The organism is Klebsiella sp. JN_Kp126, assembly GCF_033843325.1.
GTDB classification, from domain to species: domain Bacteria; phylum Pseudomonadota; class Gammaproteobacteria; order Enterobacterales; family Enterobacteriaceae; genus Klebsiella; species Klebsiella michiganensis.
The window spans coordinates 80323-100583 of the sequence record NZ_JAWXQV010000048.1 but is presented as its reverse complement, the minus strand read 5'-3'; the positions used below and the strand labels follow the sequence as shown (position 1 = coordinate 100583).

Sequence of the window (20261 nt, the reverse complement as noted above, 5' to 3'; positions counted from 1 at the left end):
TCGATTATCGGCATTGCGCCTGGGCCACAATAATGCCGGTAAGTTCTTTTGCTGACGGCAGCGCATAGTGGATCTGGCAGCGGTCTTGCGTCCCGGAGCCCCACTTCACGTTGAGTACGCCGTTAGATTCCAGTCCGGTCAGGTAGACCTGTCCGCCATCGCCAACGATAAACGCCTGCTCAGAGGATGCCGCCCCGGGGACGCTGACCATGGCCCCGAAAGGCAGGGGTTGCCCGTTCTCCAGGCGTACCGTCATCAGTACCCGGTTACCCACGCTGGTGGCATAATTTGCGCGAACCACCGCCCCACGGGTAGGCACGACCGTCTGCGTCGCCAACTCGAGGTCGACATCGTCCGGCATCGTCGTGGTATCGAGCGTCAGGATATTCTTACGATACGGCGAGGCGTAAGGCACGACGGTATACCCTCGCCAGTCGGTTCTGACCCCTGTCTGGCTATTCACGCCGACGCCGGCGGCGCCGGGCGCCTTGATGAGAGCGACGGTTTCGCCGAAAGGCTGCCCCAGCGTCAGGCCGTTTTCATGTACCAGCGCTCCGCCGCGCAGAGCGTAGTTCAGCCGATGGCTGTATTTATCATGACTATAGCCGCCGGTAAGTTCAGCATAGGTTGCGCGCCAGTCCGCATTGACGCTGCCGCTCTCCCCTCTTCCCTGGCTGGTGTAGCCTTCCTGCACGCTCCAGCTCAGGTTATTACGCTCCAGCAAGGTGCCGGAGAGGCCCAGATTGTTGCTGGTGGAGCCATTTTTGCTGCTGTTCAGGGAGTAGTTGGCATAAACCGGCTTCGGTAGCCATTCCCCCAAAGGCACGCTGATGCTCAGGGCAAAAAGGTGGTCTTCGTCATTACGCTTACCGGTGTTCTGGTCGGTCGTATTGCGGTTATAGCTGTAGTTCATGCTATAGCTGATGCCGCGCCAGCTATTGTTGTATCCGACGCCCACTGACTCCATAGTGCGGCCGGTATTCCAGTAATCTTCGCGAATATAGCTCAGCGACAGCGACCCCATTTCTTCGCCAAGGCTCTGGCTGATCGTCACCTCCCCGCGGTTGCGCCGCCGTTCAATAGAAGGCGTGTAGTTGTCATCCCGATAGGTATCCAGCACTTCCTGCATATCCCAGTAACCGCTGGTCGCATAGCGATATCCCGCCAGGCTTACGTTAGTCCCCAGGCCCGGTAGGTCTTTGCTGTAACGCAGACGTACCGACTGCCCGCTCTCTTTATCTTTATCCTGTCGGGTCGACCAGGCCTGGATGATATCGGTCGATACGGCGCCCAGTTCACCGAGGTTTTTCCCCATTCCCAGCGCCACCGACTGGTACTTACTGCTAAACTGGCCGCCGCCGTACAGGGTTAACCCCCAGGGCAAGCCGTAGATTGCCGTCGCCTGCGTGAGGGGCGTTTCGTCAATGCTGTTGTCGTAGGCGCGATACACGCCGGAGGTCATGCTATATTTCAGCCGCCCTTCGCGCTGCAGGACAGGGAGCGAAGCGTAAGGTACGATCAGGTTCTGCTCGCTGCCGTCCGCCTCTTTGATGGTGACGGCTAAATCACCAGAGCCGCCGGTCGGGTACATATCGGTGATTTCAAAAGCGCCAGGCGCGACGTAGGTCTGGTAAATCTCATAGCCGTTCTGGCGAATAATGACCTGAGCATTAGTGCGCGCAATCCCGCGAACGACGGGCGCGTAGCCGCGCAGGCTTTCCGGCAGCATATCGTCATCGGAAGCCAGCATCGCCCCGCGAAAGGGAACACCCTCAAAAACGTCGGCGTCCGTGCTGCTATCGCCCAGCGTCATCACCCCCTGTAGCGATTTGATGTTGCGCTGCGCATAGGTATAAACCGTGTCCCAACTATTGCTGGACTCTCCCCCGCTGCTGCTGCGCGACCAGGTCGTGTAGTTACGTAAACGCCACGGCCCGACGTTGATACCGGGGCGCAGGTTAACGTATTGGTTATCGCTGTCCGGCGTATCGTTCTGACGTGACCAGTTATTTGCCCCGCTGAAGGAGTAATTCAGCAGGAGCGCCGGCACCCCGTCATCCCACTGTTTCGGATCCACCCAGCCGCGGGCGGCGCTGGCTACCGCCGCCTGCGGGAAGCTCAATAGCAGGCGCTGCTGGCTGAAGCGAAAATCGGATTTTGCCTGCGGTATCACGCTGATATCCGCGCAGCCAGGCGTTCTGCGGCCCAGCTCTGGAAATTGGGAGACGCGCACGCCCCATTCGGCCAAATCGTCTACCGTCAGGCAAGGCTGTAATTCCGTTATTCCCGGCCCTTTGCTCTGCTGAAAAACCACATCGCGGGTATCCATAAAAACGTTATTAAGATAAATATCAACCCGATAGGTGCCAGGCAGCTGGCCTCCAGCCTTCTCGTAGGCGGATAAATCCCTGACGCCCGTATGCGGGCCGTCCATTTCCAGCAGGGCAGGGTTAAAAACCTCCCGCGCCAGGACCTCATCGCACAGCGGTAGCAGCGCAACGGCCAGAGCGCCGGCTATCCGGTTCAGCCGCCATTTATTATGATTATTTTTCATTTTCTCTGGAACTCCCTGGCCTGAAAGCCTCTACAAAGTCGCGTGGTGCAGCGCGCCGGTACCGCCATAATCGTTAATCAGTTTCCACTGCAAAGCGCCCGCGCTGACGCCCGGCAGTTGAAAGCGCGCCGTTTCCCCCGGCCCCACCCAATTGGCCTCTTTAACTTCGGCGCCCCCCACTTTGACCTCGGCAAAATTCATATAAAAGGCGGTGGGATTCATGACCTGTAGCGTATTGCCGCTGCGCGTCCAGCGAAGCTGCTCCGTCACCATCTCCGGCGTTCCTTCAATGGATTTAGGTCGATAAATTAATTTGATGCGCGTTTTGATAGCGATCTGTAGGGTATTGGCGCCGGCTTTAGCCTGCGAGGAGGGAATCGCTTTGATGTTCATCCAGAACATACTTTCTTTATTTTCCGGTAAGCCGCCGCTGTAAATTACCCGCAGTCGGGTTTGCTGCTCGCCCTCAAGGCGAAATAACGGCGGCGTTAACAGAAATGGGGCTGCGCCCTTATTACTTTCAACCCAGCTTTGAATGAGATAAGGCGTAGCATCATTATTAGTTACGCTCAGTGAGGACTCTTTTTTACCGCCGGGATAAATCAGACGAGTACCGCCGGTCACCACGCCCGCATGCGCCGCAGCGCCGACCAACAGCCATCCAGCTATTAGCACTTTCAGGTATTTTTGCATCTCCAGCTCCCTGGAAAAGCGAGCCACATAGGGCTCGCTAACACTGTCATTTAGACGGAAAATTAGTTATAGCTGATGGTAAAGTTGGCTGTACCGTCAGCTTTACCCGCAACGATAGTGCTTTCAGTCTGGATATAACGGACGCGGAACGGCAGATCGATATTGCCGGTAGCGGGGATGGTCAGGCTGGCAGAACGCGTATAGAGCGGCAGCGTCGCGTTGCTGCTGGCGTCAACCAGCTGCAGGGCCACGCCTTCGGCAACGGCAGGATCGGTACCCGCTCCGGTCAGCTGCAGTTTATCATTATCACCGTTGACGTTAGCGCCGGAGAACAGTACCGATGCTTTGGTGACGGTAGTCGGGCAGTTTTCCAGTTTAATCGCGAAATTCTGTTCAGCCGCAGTAGACCCCGTACCGCTAAATGCGGTCTTGGCAATCTGCCCCATCTGAACTTCCAGCGGATTGGACAGGTCGTTCACCACGTCGCAGCCCGCATCGATAATATCGCCGATAAACTTCACCTGACCGTCATCCGCCAGCGCAGCACCAGAGAACGCCGCGCAACCGGCGACAACAGCAGCAAGTAATGTTTTTTTCATGATTTATCCTTTTCAATGCAGTCGATGCATTAACTTATAAGCGCAATACCCTGCGCATCCTTTTATTTACGTTTGATATTAATAACGCAACAAAACATTGACCCATGAAATGGATATAATATTTTGAAGTGGTCATTATGTATCAATATGACCACTTCAATTAATTAGAATATAAATTGCCAGGGACGGCGTTTTTAATTTCATATTTATCAGGAAAAATCCCAATAAACACGATAAAAAGCTAAAGAATGAGAGGCGGAACAAACCATACATAAAGCCAATTAAAACAATTAAAAAAATAAATGACACCTATACTTAATATAACTATATGAAAATAATAGTAAAAAATATTGTTAATCATAAATTGACATTGTTACTACCTGTGGATAGCATAGGAGTCAGTTTGATACAAAATGACTATTTCGTTTACCAAACTTCTCTAAACCTCGCATCGTTACTGGCTGTATAGATAACCGTGTGCTGAATATTCCGGTGTCCAAGAAAGTCCTGAATTAATCGCGTATCCACCCCCTTATTAGCCAGCGCGAAACCGCATGCGTGGCGCAGCATATGCGGATGCGCGTTGATTTCCAGCTGGGCGACGAGGCTCAGGTTCTTCATCATCTGGTATATTCTCTGCCGGGATAAAGGCTGGCCATTTCGTGACAGAAAGAGCCAGCCAGAATTATTTCCGGGATAATTATCACGCACGCGCAGCCATTCGTTGAGTACCTTTACCTCTTGTTTATAAATAGGATGAGTGGTAGAAAAGCCGTTCTTCAGTCGACGAATATAAATGACCCCGCTTTGAATATCGATATCAGAGAGCTTCCAGTGACGAATTTCGCTCACTCGACAACCATGATTAAAACACATCCACAGTAAACAGACATCGCGCTCCGGGTTTGCTCCCCGCCTGGCCGCTTCAACCAAACGCTGAACCTCCCCGACAGTCAAATGCTTACGTCTTGTTTTCATTCACTTTCTCCATCTACAAAACACAATAGCGTGCGTAGTAATAATAGTACGGAAAATAAGAGGATGAGTGGAAACGTAAAGTGAGATTAATATGATAAAAAGCATGAATAATACGAAAAAGAGTAAAGAAAGCGCCTGGCGCTTTTGCGTAGATAAAAAAAGGACCGCCGAAGCGATCCTTTTCTCTGGCTAAAGATAGCATTACATCAGCGGCGTAGCCAATTGTACGATGCTGATGAGCGGCTGCGGCCAAACGCCCAGCACCAGCACCAGCAGCGCGGAGATGAGCACCACGATGCCTCCGGCGCTGTACTGCCAGTTAGACGGCGCATCGCGATTCAGTTTCTCCGGCGCGCTCAGATAGAGGCTCACCGCCACGCGCAGGTAGTAGTAGAGGCCAATCGCTGAACCCACCACTACCGCGCCGACCAGCCACCACAGGTGCGCATGCACACCCACCGCCAGCACGTAGAACTTACCGATAAAGCCCAGCGTCATCGGAATACCGGCAAGAGACAGCATCATCACCGTCATTACCGCCGACAGAATCGGACGATGCCAGAACAGGCCACGGTAGGAGTAGAGCGAATCGGCATCCGGGCCGCGGTATGGGCTGGACATCAGGCTCACCACGCCGAACGCGCCGAGGCTGCTGAACAGGTACCCTGCCAGATAAACGCCCACCGCTTCCATCGACATCTCACCGCTCTGCAGAGCAATTAGCGCCACCAGCAGATAGCCAAGATGAGAAATGGAAGAGTAGCCGAGCAGACGTTTAATATTGGTCTGGCTCAGGGCCATCAGGTTCCCGAAGATAATCGAAGCAAAGGCGATCAGGCCCAGCACCACGCGTACCGCCTCGCTGTCGCCCACCGGCATATAGAGGAACAGGCGCATGACCACGCCAAAGATGGCGATTTTACTGGCGGTCGCCAGGAAGGTGGAAACCGGAGCAGGCGCGCCCTGGTATACGTCCGGCGTCCACAGATGGAACGGCACCAGCGACAGCTTAAAGCCGAGACCGACAATCATCAGACCGAGACCAGCCAGCAGCAGCGGCTCGTGCAGCATGCCATCCGTCAGGCTCTTACCGAGCGCAAGGAAGGAGAGGTTACCGGAGTTGGCATACACCAGCGCCATACCGAACAGCAGAAACGAAGAGGCAACGGCGGACAGAATCGTATATTTGATACTGGCTTCCAGCGAACGTTTCTGGCGGAAGGCGTAGCCCACCAGGCCGAACAGCGGCAGCGAAATCAGCTCAATGCCGAGGAACAGCGCCGCCAGATGGTTAGCGCCCGCCAGCAGAATACCGCCCAGCGCGGCGATCAGCACCAGAAGATAGAACTCTTCTTTGTTGTCCTTGTAACCCTCAAGCCACGGGTAGGCGAAAGTACAGGTGGCGAGGCTCGCCAGCAGCACCAGCCCGGTATAGAGCATCGCGTATCCGTCAACGCGAATCAGCGGCGTGACGTCCATCGCTCCGTTCTGACCCACGAACCAGAGTGATATCAGCGCGGCGTTCAGGCCGAGAACCGACAGCGTGGCATTGAGGAAATGATTGCGTCGCCACGCAATGGAGAGCATCACAACCACCACCGTCAAGCCGACGATCAGCAGCGGTAGCAGTGCGATCAGTTGTTGTGGAGTTATTGTCATGGCGAATTACGGCCTTGTAGTAGAAACAGAATTAACAAACCACTGCTGAATGTTGCTCATCGCAGAGTGCGAGGTGTCCAGAATCGGCTGCGGGAAGAAGCCCAGCAGCACCAGCAGAACGACCAGCAGCAGGATGATCGACAGTTCACGCAGGGACATTCCCGGCAGCGCTTTCGCGGCGATTTCGCTTTTTGCTTTACCAAAGTACGCGCGATGCAGCATCGACAGCGAGTACACGGAAGCGAACACCAGACCAAAGGTCGAAATAACGGTAATCACCGGCACGGTTTTATAGCTGCCGAACAGAATCATAAATTCGCCGACGAAGTTACCGGTACCCGGCATCCCGAGGGTCGCGACCGCAAAGAACATCGACAGCGCAGGCAGCCACTTTATCTTGCTCCACAGACCGCCCATCTGACGCATATCGCGCGTATGCAGACGCTCGTAAAGCTGACCGCAAAGAATAAACAGGCCGGCAGCGGACAGACCGTGAGCAATCATCTGAATCACCGCGCCCTGATAAGCCAGCTGGCTGCCGGTGTAGATAGCAATCAGCACGAAGCCCATGTGGGAAACGGAGGTATAAGCAATCAGACGCTTGATATCGTACTGGCTGAAGGCCATCCACGCGCCGTAGAAGATACCGATGACGCCCAGCCACATCGCGATGGGGGCAAATTCGGCGGAAGCGTTCGGGAACAGCGGCAGCGCAAAGCGCAGCAGGCCGTAGGCAGCGGTTTTCAACAGGATCCCCGCGAGGTCAACGGAACCCGCGGTCGGCGCCTGAGAGTGCGCATCCGGCAGCCAGCCGTGCAGCGGAACCACCGGCATTTTTACCGCGAAAGCGATAAAGAAGCCCAGCATCAGCAGGTATTCCACGCCGTGGGACATCGGCGTCTTCAGCAGCTCTTCATAGTTGAAGGTCCATACGCCGGTAGCGTTGAAGTGCACAAACGCCAGCGCCAGGATGGATATCAGCATCACCAGACCGCTCGCCTGGGTATAAATGAAGAACTTGGTTGCCGCCGTGATACGCGTTTTACCGTCGGAAGCCTTATGGCCCCACAGCGCGATCAGGAAGTACATCGGCACCAGCATCATTTCCCAGAAGAAGAAGAACAGGAACAGGTCGATAGCCAGGAATACGCCGATCACGCCGCCCAGGATCCACATCAGGTTAAGATGGAAAAACCCCTGATATTTCTCGATTTCGCGCCATGAACAGAGCACCGCCAGCACGCCCAGCAGCCCGGTCAGCACCACCATCAGCAGCGACAGACCGTCGATAGCCAGATGAATGCTAATCCCGAATCGCGGGATCCACGGCATCACGAATTCCGACTGCCACTGCGGAATACCGGTAGATTGCGTGAGAGAATAGCCGCCCTGCATCCACAACTGCAGGCCAAGCAGAAACGTCAATCCCATAGTGATCAGCGCGATCCAGCGCGGCATCTTCACGCCAAAGCGTTCAGTCTGCCAGCACAGGAAGCCGCCGATGAAGGGAATTAATATTAGCCAGGGTAATAACATGGCGATCTTTATTCCTTGTTAAAGTCCCGTTCAGGACCGATTTTCAACGAATTCTCACAGAAAATTCACTTCGGATTGCGGGTGTTATTGCCCGGCAGCGCTATGCTTGCCGGGCCTACTGCTTGTAAGTCGGGTTAACCGACAACGCCCACAATCCTCAAACTCAACGCAATACCATCAGCAGCGCCAGCACCACGACAGCGCCGATGCCCATAGAAGCCACATACCAGCGCAGATAGCCGTTCTCGCTCACCACCAGGCCTTTGCCTGCGAAGCGGGAAAGGATCGCCGGAATGTTCATCAGGGCATTCAGCGGGTCGCTCTTCAGCAACCACGCCACGCCGAGGAACGGCTTAACGAACACTTTGTCATACAGCCAGTCAAAGCCCCAGGCGTTGTACCACCAGGTACCGAGCAGACGACCCGGCGCGCTGTTGGCAATCGACGTCACCAGCGTGCGTTTACCCAGCCACAGCCAGGCGGCAATCAGAATACCGGCGATAGCAATCACCCCGGAGGCAATTTCCAGCGTCATGACGCGTCCGTGTTCAAGCTCGGTGGTCTGCGGCAGTACGCCTTCCAGCGGCGGCACAATCAGCGCGCCAACGAAGGTCGAGAGCACCAGCAGCACAATCAGCGGCAGATGATGGGTAATCCCCTTCCCTGCGTGAGCGTGAATTTGTTCTTTGCCGTGGAACACGATGAAAATCATACGGAAGGTGTACAGGGAAGTCATAAACGCCCCGACCAGGCCGGCAACCATCAGATTCAGATGACCGTTCGCCATCGCGCCCGCCAGAATCTCATCCTTACTGAAGAAGCCTGCCGTCACCAGCGGCAGCGCGGACAGCGCCGCGCCCCCCACCAGGAAGCAGACGTATACCAGCGGAATAGACTTACGCAGGCCGCCCATCTTGAAGATATTCTGTTCGTGGTGGCAGGCCAGAATCACCGAACCGGACGACAGGAACAGCAGCGCTTTAAAGAACGCATGGGTCATCAGATGGAAAATCGCCGCATCCCACGCCTGCACGCCAAGCGCGAGGAACATGTAGCCAATCTGGCTCATGGTGGAATACGCGAGCACGCGTTTGATATCGGTCTGCACCAGCGCGGCGAAGCCTGCCAGCACCAGCGTTACCGCTCCGACGATACCCACCAGATGCAGAATTTCCGGGGTCATCAGGAACAGGCCATGGGTACGCGCAATCAGGTAGACGCCGGCGGTCACCATGGTGGCGGCGTGGATCAGCGCGGAGACCGGGGTTGGACCGGCCATCGCGTCCGCAAGCCAGGTCTGCAACGGCAGCTGCGCAGATTTACCCACCGCGCCGCCCAGCAGCATCAGAGTTGCCCACCACAGCATGTTATTACCGGCTTCGAAGTGCGCAGGCGCCAGTTCGACCATTTCGCGGAAGTTCAGGGTGCCCAGCTCGTTGTAGAGAATGAACAGCGCGAACGCCAGGAACACGTCGCCGACGCGGGTCACCACAAAGGCTTTCATCGCCGCCGCGCCGTTCTTCGGATCGGTGTAGTAGAAGCCGATCAGCAGATAGGAGCACAGGCCCACGCCTTCCCAGCCGAGATACATCAGCAGCAGGTTATCAGCGAGCACCAGAACCACCATGCTGGCGATAAACAGGTTGGTATAGGCGAAGAAGCGAGAGTAGCCCTCTTCGCCGCGCATGTACCAGGAGGCGAACATATGGATCAGGAAGCCGACGCCGGTCACCACGGACAGCATGGTCAGAGAGAGACCGTCCAGCACCAGGTTGAAGCCGACGTTGAAGTCGCCCACCGACATCCAGGTCCACAGCGGCACGCTGACCGCCTGTTTGCCGTTGGCGAAGAAGTCAATGCCGACAAAGGCCGTGACCAGCGCCGCCAGGCCTACCGAGCCTACCCCCACGGTGGCGGATAAGTTTTCCGACCAGCGGCCGCGAGAGAAGGCCAGCAAAACAAAGCCAATCAATGGCAAAAGAATGGTTAAGGCAAGCATGTTCATCCGCGCAACTCACTTACTGAATCGATGTTCAGGTTTTGGCGACGACGATGGAGCTGCAGCAGCAGCGCCAGGCCGATACTCGCTTCCGCGGCGGCGAGGGTGATGGCGAGGATATACATTATCTGGCCATCGGTCTGGCCCCAGTAGCTCCCTGCAACCACGAAAGCCAGCGCCGCGGCATTGATCATGATCTCCAGGCTAATCAGCATAAACAGCAGATTGCGGCGGATGACCAGCCCCGTCAGGCCGAGGACAAACAGGACAGAGGCGAGGATCAGTCCATGTGTTAAGGGGATCATGCGTGTTCCTCCGTTTTTCTTTTATCGCTGTCGTTCGGACGGTTGCTCAGCACTTCCCCGACGCGCTCTTCACGGCCGATATGGAAGGCAACAACCAGGCCCGCGAGCAGCAGCATGGAGGCCAGCTCCACCGCCAGAACGTACGGACCAAACAGCGCAATACCGACCTCTTTGGCGTTAATCGCCGCGCCGTCGATACCCTGATCGTTAATACCAAGGATGGCGTAAACGATAACCACCAGCAGTACCGCTGCGAGAATGGCCGGACCGATCCAGATCCCAGGTTTCAGCCACTGGCGCTCCTGCTCGATTTCGCTGCCGCCCAGGTTGAGCATCATCACCACGAACACGAACAGCACCATGATGGCCCCGGCGTAGACGATAATTTCCAGCGCACCGGCGAAATAAGCCCCTAAGGAGAAGAACACCCCGGCGATCGCCAACAGCGAAATGATCAGGTACAGCAGCGCGTGCACCGGATTGGTGTGGGTGATCACCCGCAGGGTTGCGAGGATGGCTATCAGGCCACAGATATAAAAAGCGAATTCCATTGCCCTCTCCTTACGGTAACAGGCTCTTGACGTCGATAGGCTTAGCTTCGTTCTCTGCTTCGCCCTTATCTTTGCCGTCGATTGCCATACCCGCCATCCGGTAGAAGTTATATTCCGGGTATTTACCCGGACCGGAAATCAGCAGATCCTCTTTTTCGTACACCAGATCCTGACGTTTGTATTCGCCCAGCTCAAAGTCCGGGGTCAACTGAATCGCCGTGGTCGGGCACGCTTCTTCGCACAGGCCGCAGAAAATGCAGCGCGAGAAGTTGATGCGGAAAAACTCCGGGTACCAGCGGCCGTCTTTGGTCTCCGCTTTTTGCAGAGAGATACAGCCTACCGGACAGGCTACCGCACACAGGTTACAGGCAACGCAGCGCTCTTCGCCGTCCGGATCGCGCGTCAGCACGATGCGGCCACGGTAGCGCGGCGGCAGATATACCGGCTCTTCCGGGTACATCCGAGTTTCACGTTTGGCAAAGGCGTGCATCCCGATCATGCAGATACTGCGGACCTGGGTGCCAAACCCTACCAATAATTCTTTTAAGGTCATGGTCAATTCACCCCTTATTGCGCCTGCCAGAGAATGACAGCCGCCGTTACCAACAAGTTGATCAGCGTTAACGGCAGGCATACCTTCCAGCCAAAGGACATTACCTGGTCATAGCGCGGACGCGGTAATGATGCGCGGATCAAAATGAACATCATCATAAAGAACGCGGTTTTCAGCGCGAACCAGATGAAAGGAGGTAACCATGGGCCATTCCAGCCGCCGAAGAACAGCGTCACAATCAGCGCCGATACGGTAACAATCCCGATATATTCACCGACGAAGAACAGACCGAACTTCATGCCGGAGTATTCGATGTGATAACCGTCAGCCAGCTCCTGTTCCGCTTCCGGTTGGTCAAACGGGTGACGGTGACATACCGCTACGCCCGCAATCGCAAAGGTCACGAAGCCGAAGAACTGAGGGATGACGTTCCACAGATGCGCCTGGTTGTTGACGATATCGGTCATGTTGAATGAACCGGCCTGCGCCACCACGCCCATCAGGGAAAGCCCGAGGAACACTTCGTAGCTCAGGGTCTGGGCAGAAGCACGCATCGCGCCAAGCAGCGAGTATTTGTTGTTGCTCGACCAGCCGGCGAACAGCACCGCATAGACCGCCAGACCTGCCATCATCAGGAAGAACAGGATCCCGATGTTCAGATCGGCCACCACCCACGTCGGGCTGACCGGCACAATGGCGAAGGCCAGCAGCAGCGAAGTAAAGGCAATCACCGGCGCCAGAGTAAAGATCACGCGATCCGAGAAGCGCGGAACCCAGTCCTCTTTAAAGAACATTTTGATCATGTCGGCGACGAGCTGCAGCGAACCGCCCCAGCCCACGCGGTTAGGCCCGTAACGGTTCTGGAACAGGCCCAGCAGACGACGTTCGCCAAAGCTCATAAACGCGCCGCAGGTCACCACCACCAGCAGAATCACTACCGCTTTAAGGATGCCTAACAGAATGTCGATGAGATCGGGAGTTAACCAACTCATGCTTTCGCCTCCTGCAGAGTATCAATACGCGCTCCGGTCAGCACCGGCGCAATCCCTGGCATGCCCATCGGTAAGCCAACCTGCCCTGCCGTCAGCCCCGCCGAGATTACCAGCGGCAGGCTAAGCGCCTGGCCATCAACGCTGAAGGAAACCATCGCCCCTTCGTTCACGCCAAGCTTCGCGGCATCTGCCGGGTTCAGCTTAACGTACGGCTGCGGCATGCGGCTCTGGAATACCGGAGCACGCTGCGACAGCTCGTCGCTGCCGAACAGATGGTAGTAAGGCGCGATACGCCATTTCCCTTCTTCAGCCTGGAAGCTTGCCGGTACCGCGGTAAAGTACTCAAGACCGCTGGCGGAGGCTTCAATCAGACGCACGCCCGGATCGCCGTGGCGCAGTTTACCGCCCACTTCATCCTGGAACTTGTTCCACGCCTGCGGGGAGTTCCAGCCCGGAGCCCATGCAAAGGGAATTTGCGAGCGCGGCGCGGACGGCTGGTTGTTCCCTTCCATGGAGAAGGCAAACATGGTGTCTTTATCCTGCGGTTGACGGGGTTCATGCACGCTGATGTTGGCGCGCATCGCCGTACGACCGCTATAGCGGTGCGGTTCACGGGCCAGCTTCTGACCGCGAATGCGGAAGGTCGCATCCGGCGCGGCGTCTTTGATACCGGCCAGCTGCGGTAGCGCGGCAATGGCGGCGTCAATCACGTGGTCCAGCTGCGTCCAGTCAACCTGGCGATTGTTAACGGTGCTGTGCAATGAGTGCAGCCAGCGCCAGCTTTCCAGCATCACGGTTTTCGCGTCGTAGTAGGCCGGGTCGTAAACCTGGAAGAAGCGCTGGGCGCGACCTTCGTTGTTGACCACGGTACCGTCGCTTTCCGCGAAGCTTGCCGCGGAGAGCACCAGATGCGCTTTTTCCATAATCGCGGTACGCTGATGGTCAACCACCATGACCAGCGGCGCTTTCGCCAGCGCCGCGTCAACGCGGGCGGCTGAAGCGTGGCGGTGCAGGTCGTTTTCCAGCACGATAACCGCATCGGCGTTACCGGTCTCCAGTTCGCTCAGCGCCTCTTCAAGCGAGCCACCGCCGATCATCCCGAGTCCTACGCTGTTCACTGCCCGGGCGACCATGGTCACGCCAACGTCAGCGCCGCGGCCTTTCAGGGCTTTCGCCACGTTCGCGGCGGCCTGAATCACCTCGATGCTGCCGGCGTTGGTTCCGGAAACAATCAGCGGTTTTTTCGCTCCGGCTAACGCCTGAACGATCACGTCGATTTTGCCTTTCAGCTCGCTGCTCAGCCCTTCGACCGCCGGCGCGCTATCGTCCAGCGCGTGGGCGATGGCGAAGCCAAGACGCGCCTGATCTTCCACCGGCGCGCGGTAGGTCCATGCGGCGATATCATCAAGACGCGTGTCGTCGATATTGGTCACGAACAGCGGATGCTTCGCGCGCTGGCCGATGTTAAGGATCGCGGCGATCTGCCAGTCGGCGACTTTCTGCGCCGCCGCCATTTCACGCGCTTTGCCTTTCACCGCCTGACGCACCGCCAGCGCGATACGCGCGCCGGTCTGGGTGATGTCCTCACCGAGGATCAGCACCGCATCGTAGGATTCGATCTCGCGCAGCGCCGGGGTATGAATACCGCCTTCGCGCAGCACTTTCAGCATCATCTGCAGGCGCGCTTGTTCGCCCTTCGCGATGCCGGTATAGAAGTTTTCGGCGCCGACCAGCTCGCGCAGCGCAAAGTTGCTTTCAATGCTGGCGCGCGGGGAGCCGATACCAATCACCTTCTTCGACTGGCGCAGGATATCTGCCGCCCCCTGCATCGCCTGTTCGGCGTTGAGGGTGATCAGATCGTCGCCGCGGCGCTGAACCGGCTGACGCGGACGATCTTTCAGATTGACATAGCCATAGCCGAAACGACCGCGGTCGCAGAGGAAGTAACGGTTAACGGTACCGTTATAACGGTTTTCGATACGACGCAGTTCGCCGTAGCGCTCGCCGGGGCTGATGTTACAGCCGATGGAACACTGCTGGCAGATGCTTGGCGCAAACTGCATGTCCCACTTACGGTTATAGCGCTCGGAGTGCGTTTTATCGGTAAAGACGCCGGTCGGACAGACTTCCACCAGGTTACCGGAGAACTCGCTTTCCAGCGTACCGTCTTCCGGACGGCCAAAGTAGACGTTGTCGTGAGCGCCGTAGACGCCCAGGTCGGTACCGTCAGCATAGTCTTTGTAGTAGCGAACGCAGCGGTAGCAGGCGATGCAGCGGTTCATTTCGTGAGAGATGAACGGCCCCAGATCCTGGTTGCGGTGGGTACGCTTGGTAAAGCGGTAGCGACGGAAGCTATGACCGGTCATTACGGTCATATCCTGTAAGTGGCAGTTGCCGCCCTCTTCGCACACCGGACAGTCGTGCGGGTGGTTGGTCATCAGCCACTCAACTACGCTTTCGCGGAACTGCTTCGCTTCTGCGTCATCGATGGAAATAAAAGTGCCGTCGGATGCCGGTGTCATACAGGACATCACCAGGCGGCCACGCGTGTCTTCCGCGTTCTGATATTGCTTCACCGCACACTGGCGGCAAGCACCAACGCTTCCCAGCGCCGGATGCCAGCAAAAGTAAGGAATATCAAGGCCCAGAGAGAGACAAGCTTCTAACAGGTTGTCCGCTCCGTTGACCTCGTACTCTTTGCCGTCTACATGAATCGTAGCCATTAGCGTGCTTCCAAAATAAAAAAACCTTTAGATTACCAGCGCGTCTTAAGCAGGTTCGGCTGAATCCCGTTGATTGCATGGGTATTGCTGAACTGCTGTTTAATGCCAGCTTCGAATTCTTCGCGGAAATATTTAATCGCGCTCTGTAGCGGCTCAACCGCACCCGGCGCGTGCGCGCAGAAGGTTTTACCCGGACCGAGGAATCGACACAGTTGCTCAAGCGTCTCGATATCACCCGGCTGGCCTTCGCCGCGCTCGAGAGCGCGCAGAATTTTCACGCTCCACGGCAGACCGTCACGGCAAGGCGTACACCAGCCGCAGGACTCACGGGCAAAGAACTCTTCCAGGTTGCGTACCAGCGGCACCATGCCAATCTCATGGTCAACCGCCATCGCCAGCGCGGTGCCCAGACGGCTGCCCGCTTTACCAATGCTTTCGAACTCCATCGGCAGGTCGAGATGCGCTTCGGTCAAGAAGTCGGTGCCCGCGCCGCCCGGCTGCCAGGCTTTGAACTTCAGGCCATCGCGCATGCCGCCCGCGTACTCTTCGAGGATCTCGCGCGCGGTGGTGCCGAACGGCAGCTCCCAGACGCCCGGATTCTTCACGCGGCCGGAGAAACCCATCAGCTTGGTGCCGGCGTCTTTACTGGTCGAAATGTTCTGATACCACTCGACGCCGTTGGCCAGAATCGCCGGGACGTTGCACAGGGTTTCAACGTTGTTTACGCAGGTCGGTTTGCCCCAGACGCCCGAGCTGGCCGGGAACGGCGGCTTCGAACGTGGGTTGGCGCGGCGGCCTTCGAGGGAGTTAATCAGTGCGGTTTCTTCGCCGCAGATATAGCGCCCTGCCCCGGTGTGCACAAACAGTTCGAAGTCAAAACCGGTGCCAAGGATATTTTTACCCAACAGGCCCGCTTCGGTCGCTTCGGCAATGGCCCGGCGCAGATGCTGCGCCGCTTCGATATATTCGCCGCGCAGGAAGATATAGCCGCGCCAGGCTTTCAGCGCGAACGCGGAGATCAGCATGCCTTCCACCAGCAGGTGCGGCAGCTGTTCCATCAGCAGGCGGTCTTTATAGGTGCCCGGCTCCATTTCATCGGCGTTACACAGCAGGTAACGGATGTTCATGGACTCGTCTTTCGGCATCAGGCTCCACTTCAGACCGGTGGAAAAGCCCGCGCCGCCGCGCCCTTTCAGGCCAGCGTCTTTTACCGCAGTGACGATTTCATCCGGCGCCATGCCGGAGAGCGCTTTACGCGCCCCGGCGTAGCCGTTTTTACTCTGGTATTCATCCAGCCATACCGGCTGTTTGTCGTCGCGCAGACGCCAGGTTAACGGATGGGTTTCGGCAGTACGAATAATGGTTTTCATTTATACCGCTCCAGGAGGTCAGGAATCGCTTCCGGCGTCAGATAACTGTGAGTGTCCTCATCAATCATCATGGTCGGCCCCTTGTCGCAGTTGCCCAGGCAGCAGGTCGGCAGCAGGGTGAAGCGGCCATCAAAGGTGGTTTGACCCGGTTTGATATCCAGCTTCTTCTCAATCGCCGACTGAATGCCCTGGAACCCGGTGATGTGGCACACCACGCTGTCGCAGTAGCGAATCACGTGACGGCCCACCGGCTGGCGGAAAATCTGGCTGTAGAAGGTCGCAACGCCTTCTACGTCGCTGGCCGGGATCCCCAGCACATCGGCGATAGCATAGATCGCGCCGTCCGGCACCCAGCCGCGCTGCTTCTGAACGATCTTCAGCGCTTCAATGGACGCCGCACGCGGGTCTTCGTAGTGGTGCTTCTCGTGCTCAATCGCCTCACGCTCTGCCGCACTCAGCTCAAAAGCCTCGGTTTGTGGTTGTTGATTCTCGTGCATAATTAGCGGTCCACGTCTGACATAACAAAATCGATACTACCCAGATAGACAATCAGGTCGGAGACCAGACTGCCGCGAATAGCGGCCGGGATCTGCTGCAGGTGCGCGAAGCTTGGCGTGCGCACGCGGGTGCGGTAGCTCATGGTGCTGCCGTCGCTGGTCAGGTAGTAACTGTTAATACCCTTGGTCGCTTCAATCATCTGGAAGGATTCTTGCGCCGGCATGACCGGGCCCCAGGAAACCTGCAGGAAGTGCGTAATCAGGGTTTCGATATGCTGCAGCGTGCGCTCTTTTGGCGGCGGCGTCGTCAGCGGATGATCCGCCTTGAACGGGCCTTCCGGCATGTTATCGAGGCACTGCTGAAGAATGCGCAGGCTCTGGCGCAGCTCTTCCACTTTCAGCATCACGCGGGTGTAGCAGTCGGAGACGCCACCGCCGGTCGGGATTTCAAAGTCGAAGTTTTCATAGCCAGAATAAGGACGCCATTTACGCACGTCGAAGCCGATGCCGGTCGCGCGCAGGCCCGCGCCGGTGGTGCCCCACTCCAGCGCTTCTTTGGCGTTGTAGGCGGCAACCCCTTTCGAACGACCGATCAGGATGGAGTTGCGCAGCGCGGCCTTTTCATAGGAATCCAGACGCTTCGGCATCCACTCGAGGAATTCACGCAGCAGGCGATCCCAACCGCGGGGCAGGTCGTGCGCGACGCCGCCGATACGGAACCAGGCCGGGTGCATACGGAAACCGGTAATCGCTTCCACCAGATCGTAGATCTTTTGACGGTCGGTAAAGGCAAAGAACACCGGCGTCATCGCCCCGACGTCCTGAATAAAGGTGGAGATGTACAGCAGATGGCTGTTGATACGGAACAGCTCGGAGAGCATCACGCGGATCACGTTGACGCGATCCGGCACGGTTATCCCCGCCAGTTTCTCAACCGCCAGCACGTAAGGCATTTCGTTAACGCAGCCGCCGAGATATTCAATACGGTCGGTATACGGAATGTAGCTGTGCCAGGACTGGCGCTCGCCCATTTTCTCGGCGCCGCGGTGGTGGTAGCCGATATCTGGCACGCAGTCGATGATCTCTTCGCCATCAAGCTGCAGAATAATACGGAACGCACCGTGAGCGGAGGGGTGGTTCGGGCCGAGGTTAAGGAACATGAAGTCCTCGTTTTCGGTCCCGCGCTTCATGCCCCACTCTTCCGGTTTGAAGGTCAGCGCTTCCATTTCCAGATCCTGTTTGGCTTTGGTCAGCTCAAACGGGTCAAATTCGGTGGCGCGCGCCGGGTAGTCTTTACGCAGCGGATGACCTTCCCAGGTCGGCGGCATCATGATGCGGCGCAGATTCGGGTGACCATCGAAGGTCACGCCAAACATCTCCCAGGTTTCACGCTCATACCAGTTGGCGTTAGGGAACAGTTTGGTGAAGGTCGGCAGATGCAGATCGTTTTCAGACAAGGCAACCTTGAGCATGATGTCGCGGTTGCGGTCTATTGAAATCAGATGATAGAAAACGGAAAAATCCGCGGCGGGTAAACCGTCGCGGTGCGTGCGCAGACGTTCGTCCATGCCGTGCAGGTCAAACAGCATCACGTAAGGCTTCGGCAATTTCCTCAGGAAATCACCCACCTCAAGCAGCTGTTCACGCTTCACCCAAACCACCGGAACGCCGGTGCGGGTTGGCTGAACGGTAAAGGCATCCGGCCCAAAACGGTTGCGCAGTTCGCCGATCACCGGGTCATCAAGGTGATCGCGGGTTTGCCAGGCTGGTGCGGCGTCATGCGCGGTTAAATCGGTCATATTGTTCACCATTGCAAAAGGTCCGTGGTGACTGCCGGCGAGGCTTCGCGCTGTAGTAGATTGATTTGCGAAGTTTTTATCCCGCCCGCAGGCGCAAGTTAAATCTCGTCCGGAGTCCGCAGATTGGTCACTGCAATACGTTCGCCGCGTTTACGCTCGCGTTCCGACTGCATATTGGCGCGGTACACGCCCTGATCGCCAACCACCCACGAGAGCGGACGGCGTTCTTTACCAATGGATTCCTGCAGCAGCATCAGCGCCTGCATATAAGCTTCCGGACGCGGCGGGCAGCCCGGGATGTAAACATCGACCGGAATAAACTTATCCACGCCCTGGACGACAGAGTAAATATCGTACATTCCGCCGGAGTTGGCACATGCGCCCATCGAGATAACCCACTTCGGCTCCAGCATCTGGTCATAAAGACGCTGAATGACCGGCGCCATTTTGGTAAAGCAGGTGCCGGCAACCACCATCAGGTCAGCCTGACGCGGGGAGGCACGTAATACTTCTGCACCAAAGCGCGCAACGTCATGCACCGCGGTGAATGACGTCACCATTTCCACGTAGCAGCAAGAAAGGCCGAAGTTGTAAGGCCAGATTGAGTTCTTACGGCCCCAGTTCACCATGTCATGCAAGGCGTGTTCGAGTTTCCCCATATACACGCTTTTATTGACTTCTTGCTCCAGGGGGTCGGTTACGATCTCCTGTTTTTGCAGGGGGTAACGGTCGTTCTCACCGTTAGGATCGATGCGGGTGAGCGTATAATCCATCTTATTGCCTCGCTTTTACTGCGTATGACGGTTAGTGGGACTGTCTGTTTCCGGGTTAACCAGCGTGCGACGGGAGCGCGCAGGCGTCCAGTCCAGTGCGCCGATACGAACGAGGTAAACCAGACCAGCCAGTAGCACTAAAATGAAAATTGCGGCTTCCACAAAGCCGACCCAGCCGCTTTCACGGATAGAAGTCGACCATGCGTAGAGATACAGGGCTTCCACGTCGAAGATAACGAAGAACATGGCAACCAGATAAAACTTCGCAGAAAGACGTAAGCGAGCCGAACCGACGGAGTCGATCCCGGATTCAAACGGCGTGTTCTTGCTTCGCGCGCGCGCGCGTCCGCCAAGGTACCAGCCGCCGACGAGCATCAGGCAGCACAGGCCGATAGCGATGATGAGAAATATAGCGAATGCCCAATGATGAGCGATGACTTCAGTGGATGTTGACATACGCATTGCTTAACCAAAAAAGTGTAGCGCTAAAACCCTCTGCTCTTACTGGCAGATGAACGCCACAGCGTTTCACGGGGAGGAATAAAAAAATAGCCGTGCAAAAAAGCGTCCCTGGGTGATGTGGAAGGCCAGTTGCGGTGGCTTTTTACTCCTTTCATTAACCTTTTGTCAACTTTAACAAAAGTTTTCACAACATTAATTTACATTGGATTTTTTTCATT

The 20261-nt window shown here is 56.7% G+C and carries 17 protein-coding genes; all 17 read right to left on the bottom strand.

The features are described from left to right. Positions 1-4 precede the first annotated feature (4 nt). Entirely contained in the window at positions 5-2554 is a 2550-nt protein-coding gene (locus SIK97_RS07690) for a fimbria/pilus outer membrane usher protein (RefSeq protein WP_057173170.1), read from the bottom strand. 30 nt (positions 2555-2584) lie between these two features. Further along, positions 2585-3247 (bottom strand): molecular chaperone, encoded by a 663-nt coding sequence (locus SIK97_RS07685; RefSeq protein WP_032750740.1) that lies wholly within the window; start codon positions 3245-3247, stop codon positions 2585-2587. A 62-nt stretch (positions 3248-3309) separates the two neighbouring features. Continuing rightward, positions 3310-3846 carry a fimbrial protein gene (locus SIK97_RS07680; protein ID WP_014230249.1) on the bottom strand — a complete coding sequence of 179 codons (537 nt, stop codon included), beginning with the start codon at positions 3844-3846 and terminating at the stop codon, positions 3310-3312. A gap of 426 nt (positions 3847-4272) precedes the next feature. Next, positions 4273-4824: a tyrosine-type DNA invertase gene (locus SIK97_RS07675; protein WP_025106679.1), complete on the bottom strand. Its 552-nt coding sequence runs from the start codon at positions 4822-4824 to the stop codon at positions 4273-4275. 201 nt (positions 4825-5025) lie between these two features. After that, positions 5026-6483 carry an NADH-quinone oxidoreductase subunit NuoN gene (gene nuoN / locus SIK97_RS07670; RefSeq protein WP_004852828.1) on the bottom strand — a complete coding sequence of 486 codons (1458 nt, stop codon included), beginning with the start codon at positions 6481-6483 and terminating at the stop codon, positions 5026-5028. A gap of 6 nt (positions 6484-6489) precedes the next feature. After that, complete coding sequence (gene nuoM / locus SIK97_RS07665; protein ID WP_004104059.1) at positions 6490-8019, bottom strand: NADH-quinone oxidoreductase subunit M; 1530 nt, start codon at positions 8017-8019, stop codon at positions 6490-6492. 163 nt (positions 8020-8182) lie between these two features. Beyond that, positions 8183-10024, bottom strand: a complete 1842-nt coding sequence (gene nuoL / locus SIK97_RS07660) for an NADH-quinone oxidoreductase subunit L (protein WP_057173171.1) — start codon at positions 10022-10024, stop codon at positions 8183-8185. Continuing rightward, entirely contained in the window at positions 10021-10323 is a 303-nt protein-coding gene (gene nuoK, locus SIK97_RS07655) for an NADH-quinone oxidoreductase subunit NuoK (protein WP_004104062.1), read from the bottom strand. Before nuoK ends, nuoL begins: the two co-directional genes overlap by 4 nt. Beyond that, positions 10320-10874: an NADH-quinone oxidoreductase subunit J gene (gene nuoJ / locus SIK97_RS07650; protein ID WP_014230252.1), complete on the bottom strand. Its 555-nt coding sequence runs from the start codon at positions 10872-10874 to the stop codon at positions 10320-10322. Before nuoJ ends, nuoK begins: the two co-directional genes overlap by 4 nt. A 10-nt stretch (positions 10875-10884) precedes the next feature. Further along, positions 10885-11427 (bottom strand): NADH-quinone oxidoreductase subunit NuoI, encoded by a 543-nt coding sequence (gene nuoI / locus SIK97_RS07645; protein ID WP_004104066.1) that lies wholly within the window; start codon positions 11425-11427, stop codon positions 10885-10887. Between the two features lie 14 nt (positions 11428-11441). Next, complete coding sequence (nuoH, locus tag SIK97_RS07640) at positions 11442-12419, bottom strand: NADH-quinone oxidoreductase subunit NuoH (RefSeq protein WP_004104068.1); 978 nt, start codon at positions 12417-12419, stop codon at positions 11442-11444. Further along, entirely contained in the window at positions 12416-15142 is a 2727-nt protein-coding gene (gene nuoG, locus SIK97_RS07635) for an NADH-quinone oxidoreductase subunit NuoG (RefSeq protein WP_025106677.1), read from the bottom strand. The genes nuoH and nuoG overlap by 4 nt, the downstream gene beginning before the upstream one ends. 32 nt (positions 15143-15174) lie before the next feature. Beyond that, a complete protein-coding gene (gene nuoF / locus SIK97_RS07630; protein ID WP_004852841.1) occupies positions 15175-16512 on the bottom strand; it encodes an NADH-quinone oxidoreductase subunit NuoF in 1338 nt (445 codons plus the stop codon). Then, positions 16509-17009 (bottom strand): NADH-quinone oxidoreductase subunit NuoE, encoded by a 501-nt coding sequence (gene nuoE, locus SIK97_RS07625; protein WP_004104075.1) that lies wholly within the window; start codon positions 17007-17009, stop codon positions 16509-16511. The genes nuoF and nuoE overlap by 4 nt, the downstream gene beginning before the upstream one ends. A 2-nt stretch (positions 17010-17011) precedes the next feature. Further along, a complete protein-coding gene (gene nuoC / locus SIK97_RS07620; protein ID WP_100248247.1) occupies positions 17012-18820 on the bottom strand; it encodes an NADH-quinone oxidoreductase subunit C/D in 1809 nt (602 codons plus the stop codon). A gap of 86 nt (positions 18821-18906) precedes the next feature. Beyond that, a complete protein-coding gene (gene nuoB / locus SIK97_RS07615; protein ID WP_002913178.1) occupies positions 18907-19581 on the bottom strand; it encodes an NADH-quinone oxidoreductase subunit NuoB in 675 nt (224 codons plus the stop codon). 15 nt (positions 19582-19596) lie between these two features. Then, entirely contained in the window at positions 19597-20043 is a 447-nt protein-coding gene (nuoA, locus tag SIK97_RS07610; RefSeq protein ID WP_004123140.1) for an NADH-quinone oxidoreductase subunit NuoA, read from the bottom strand. Between the last annotated feature and the right edge of the window lie 218 nt (positions 20044-20261).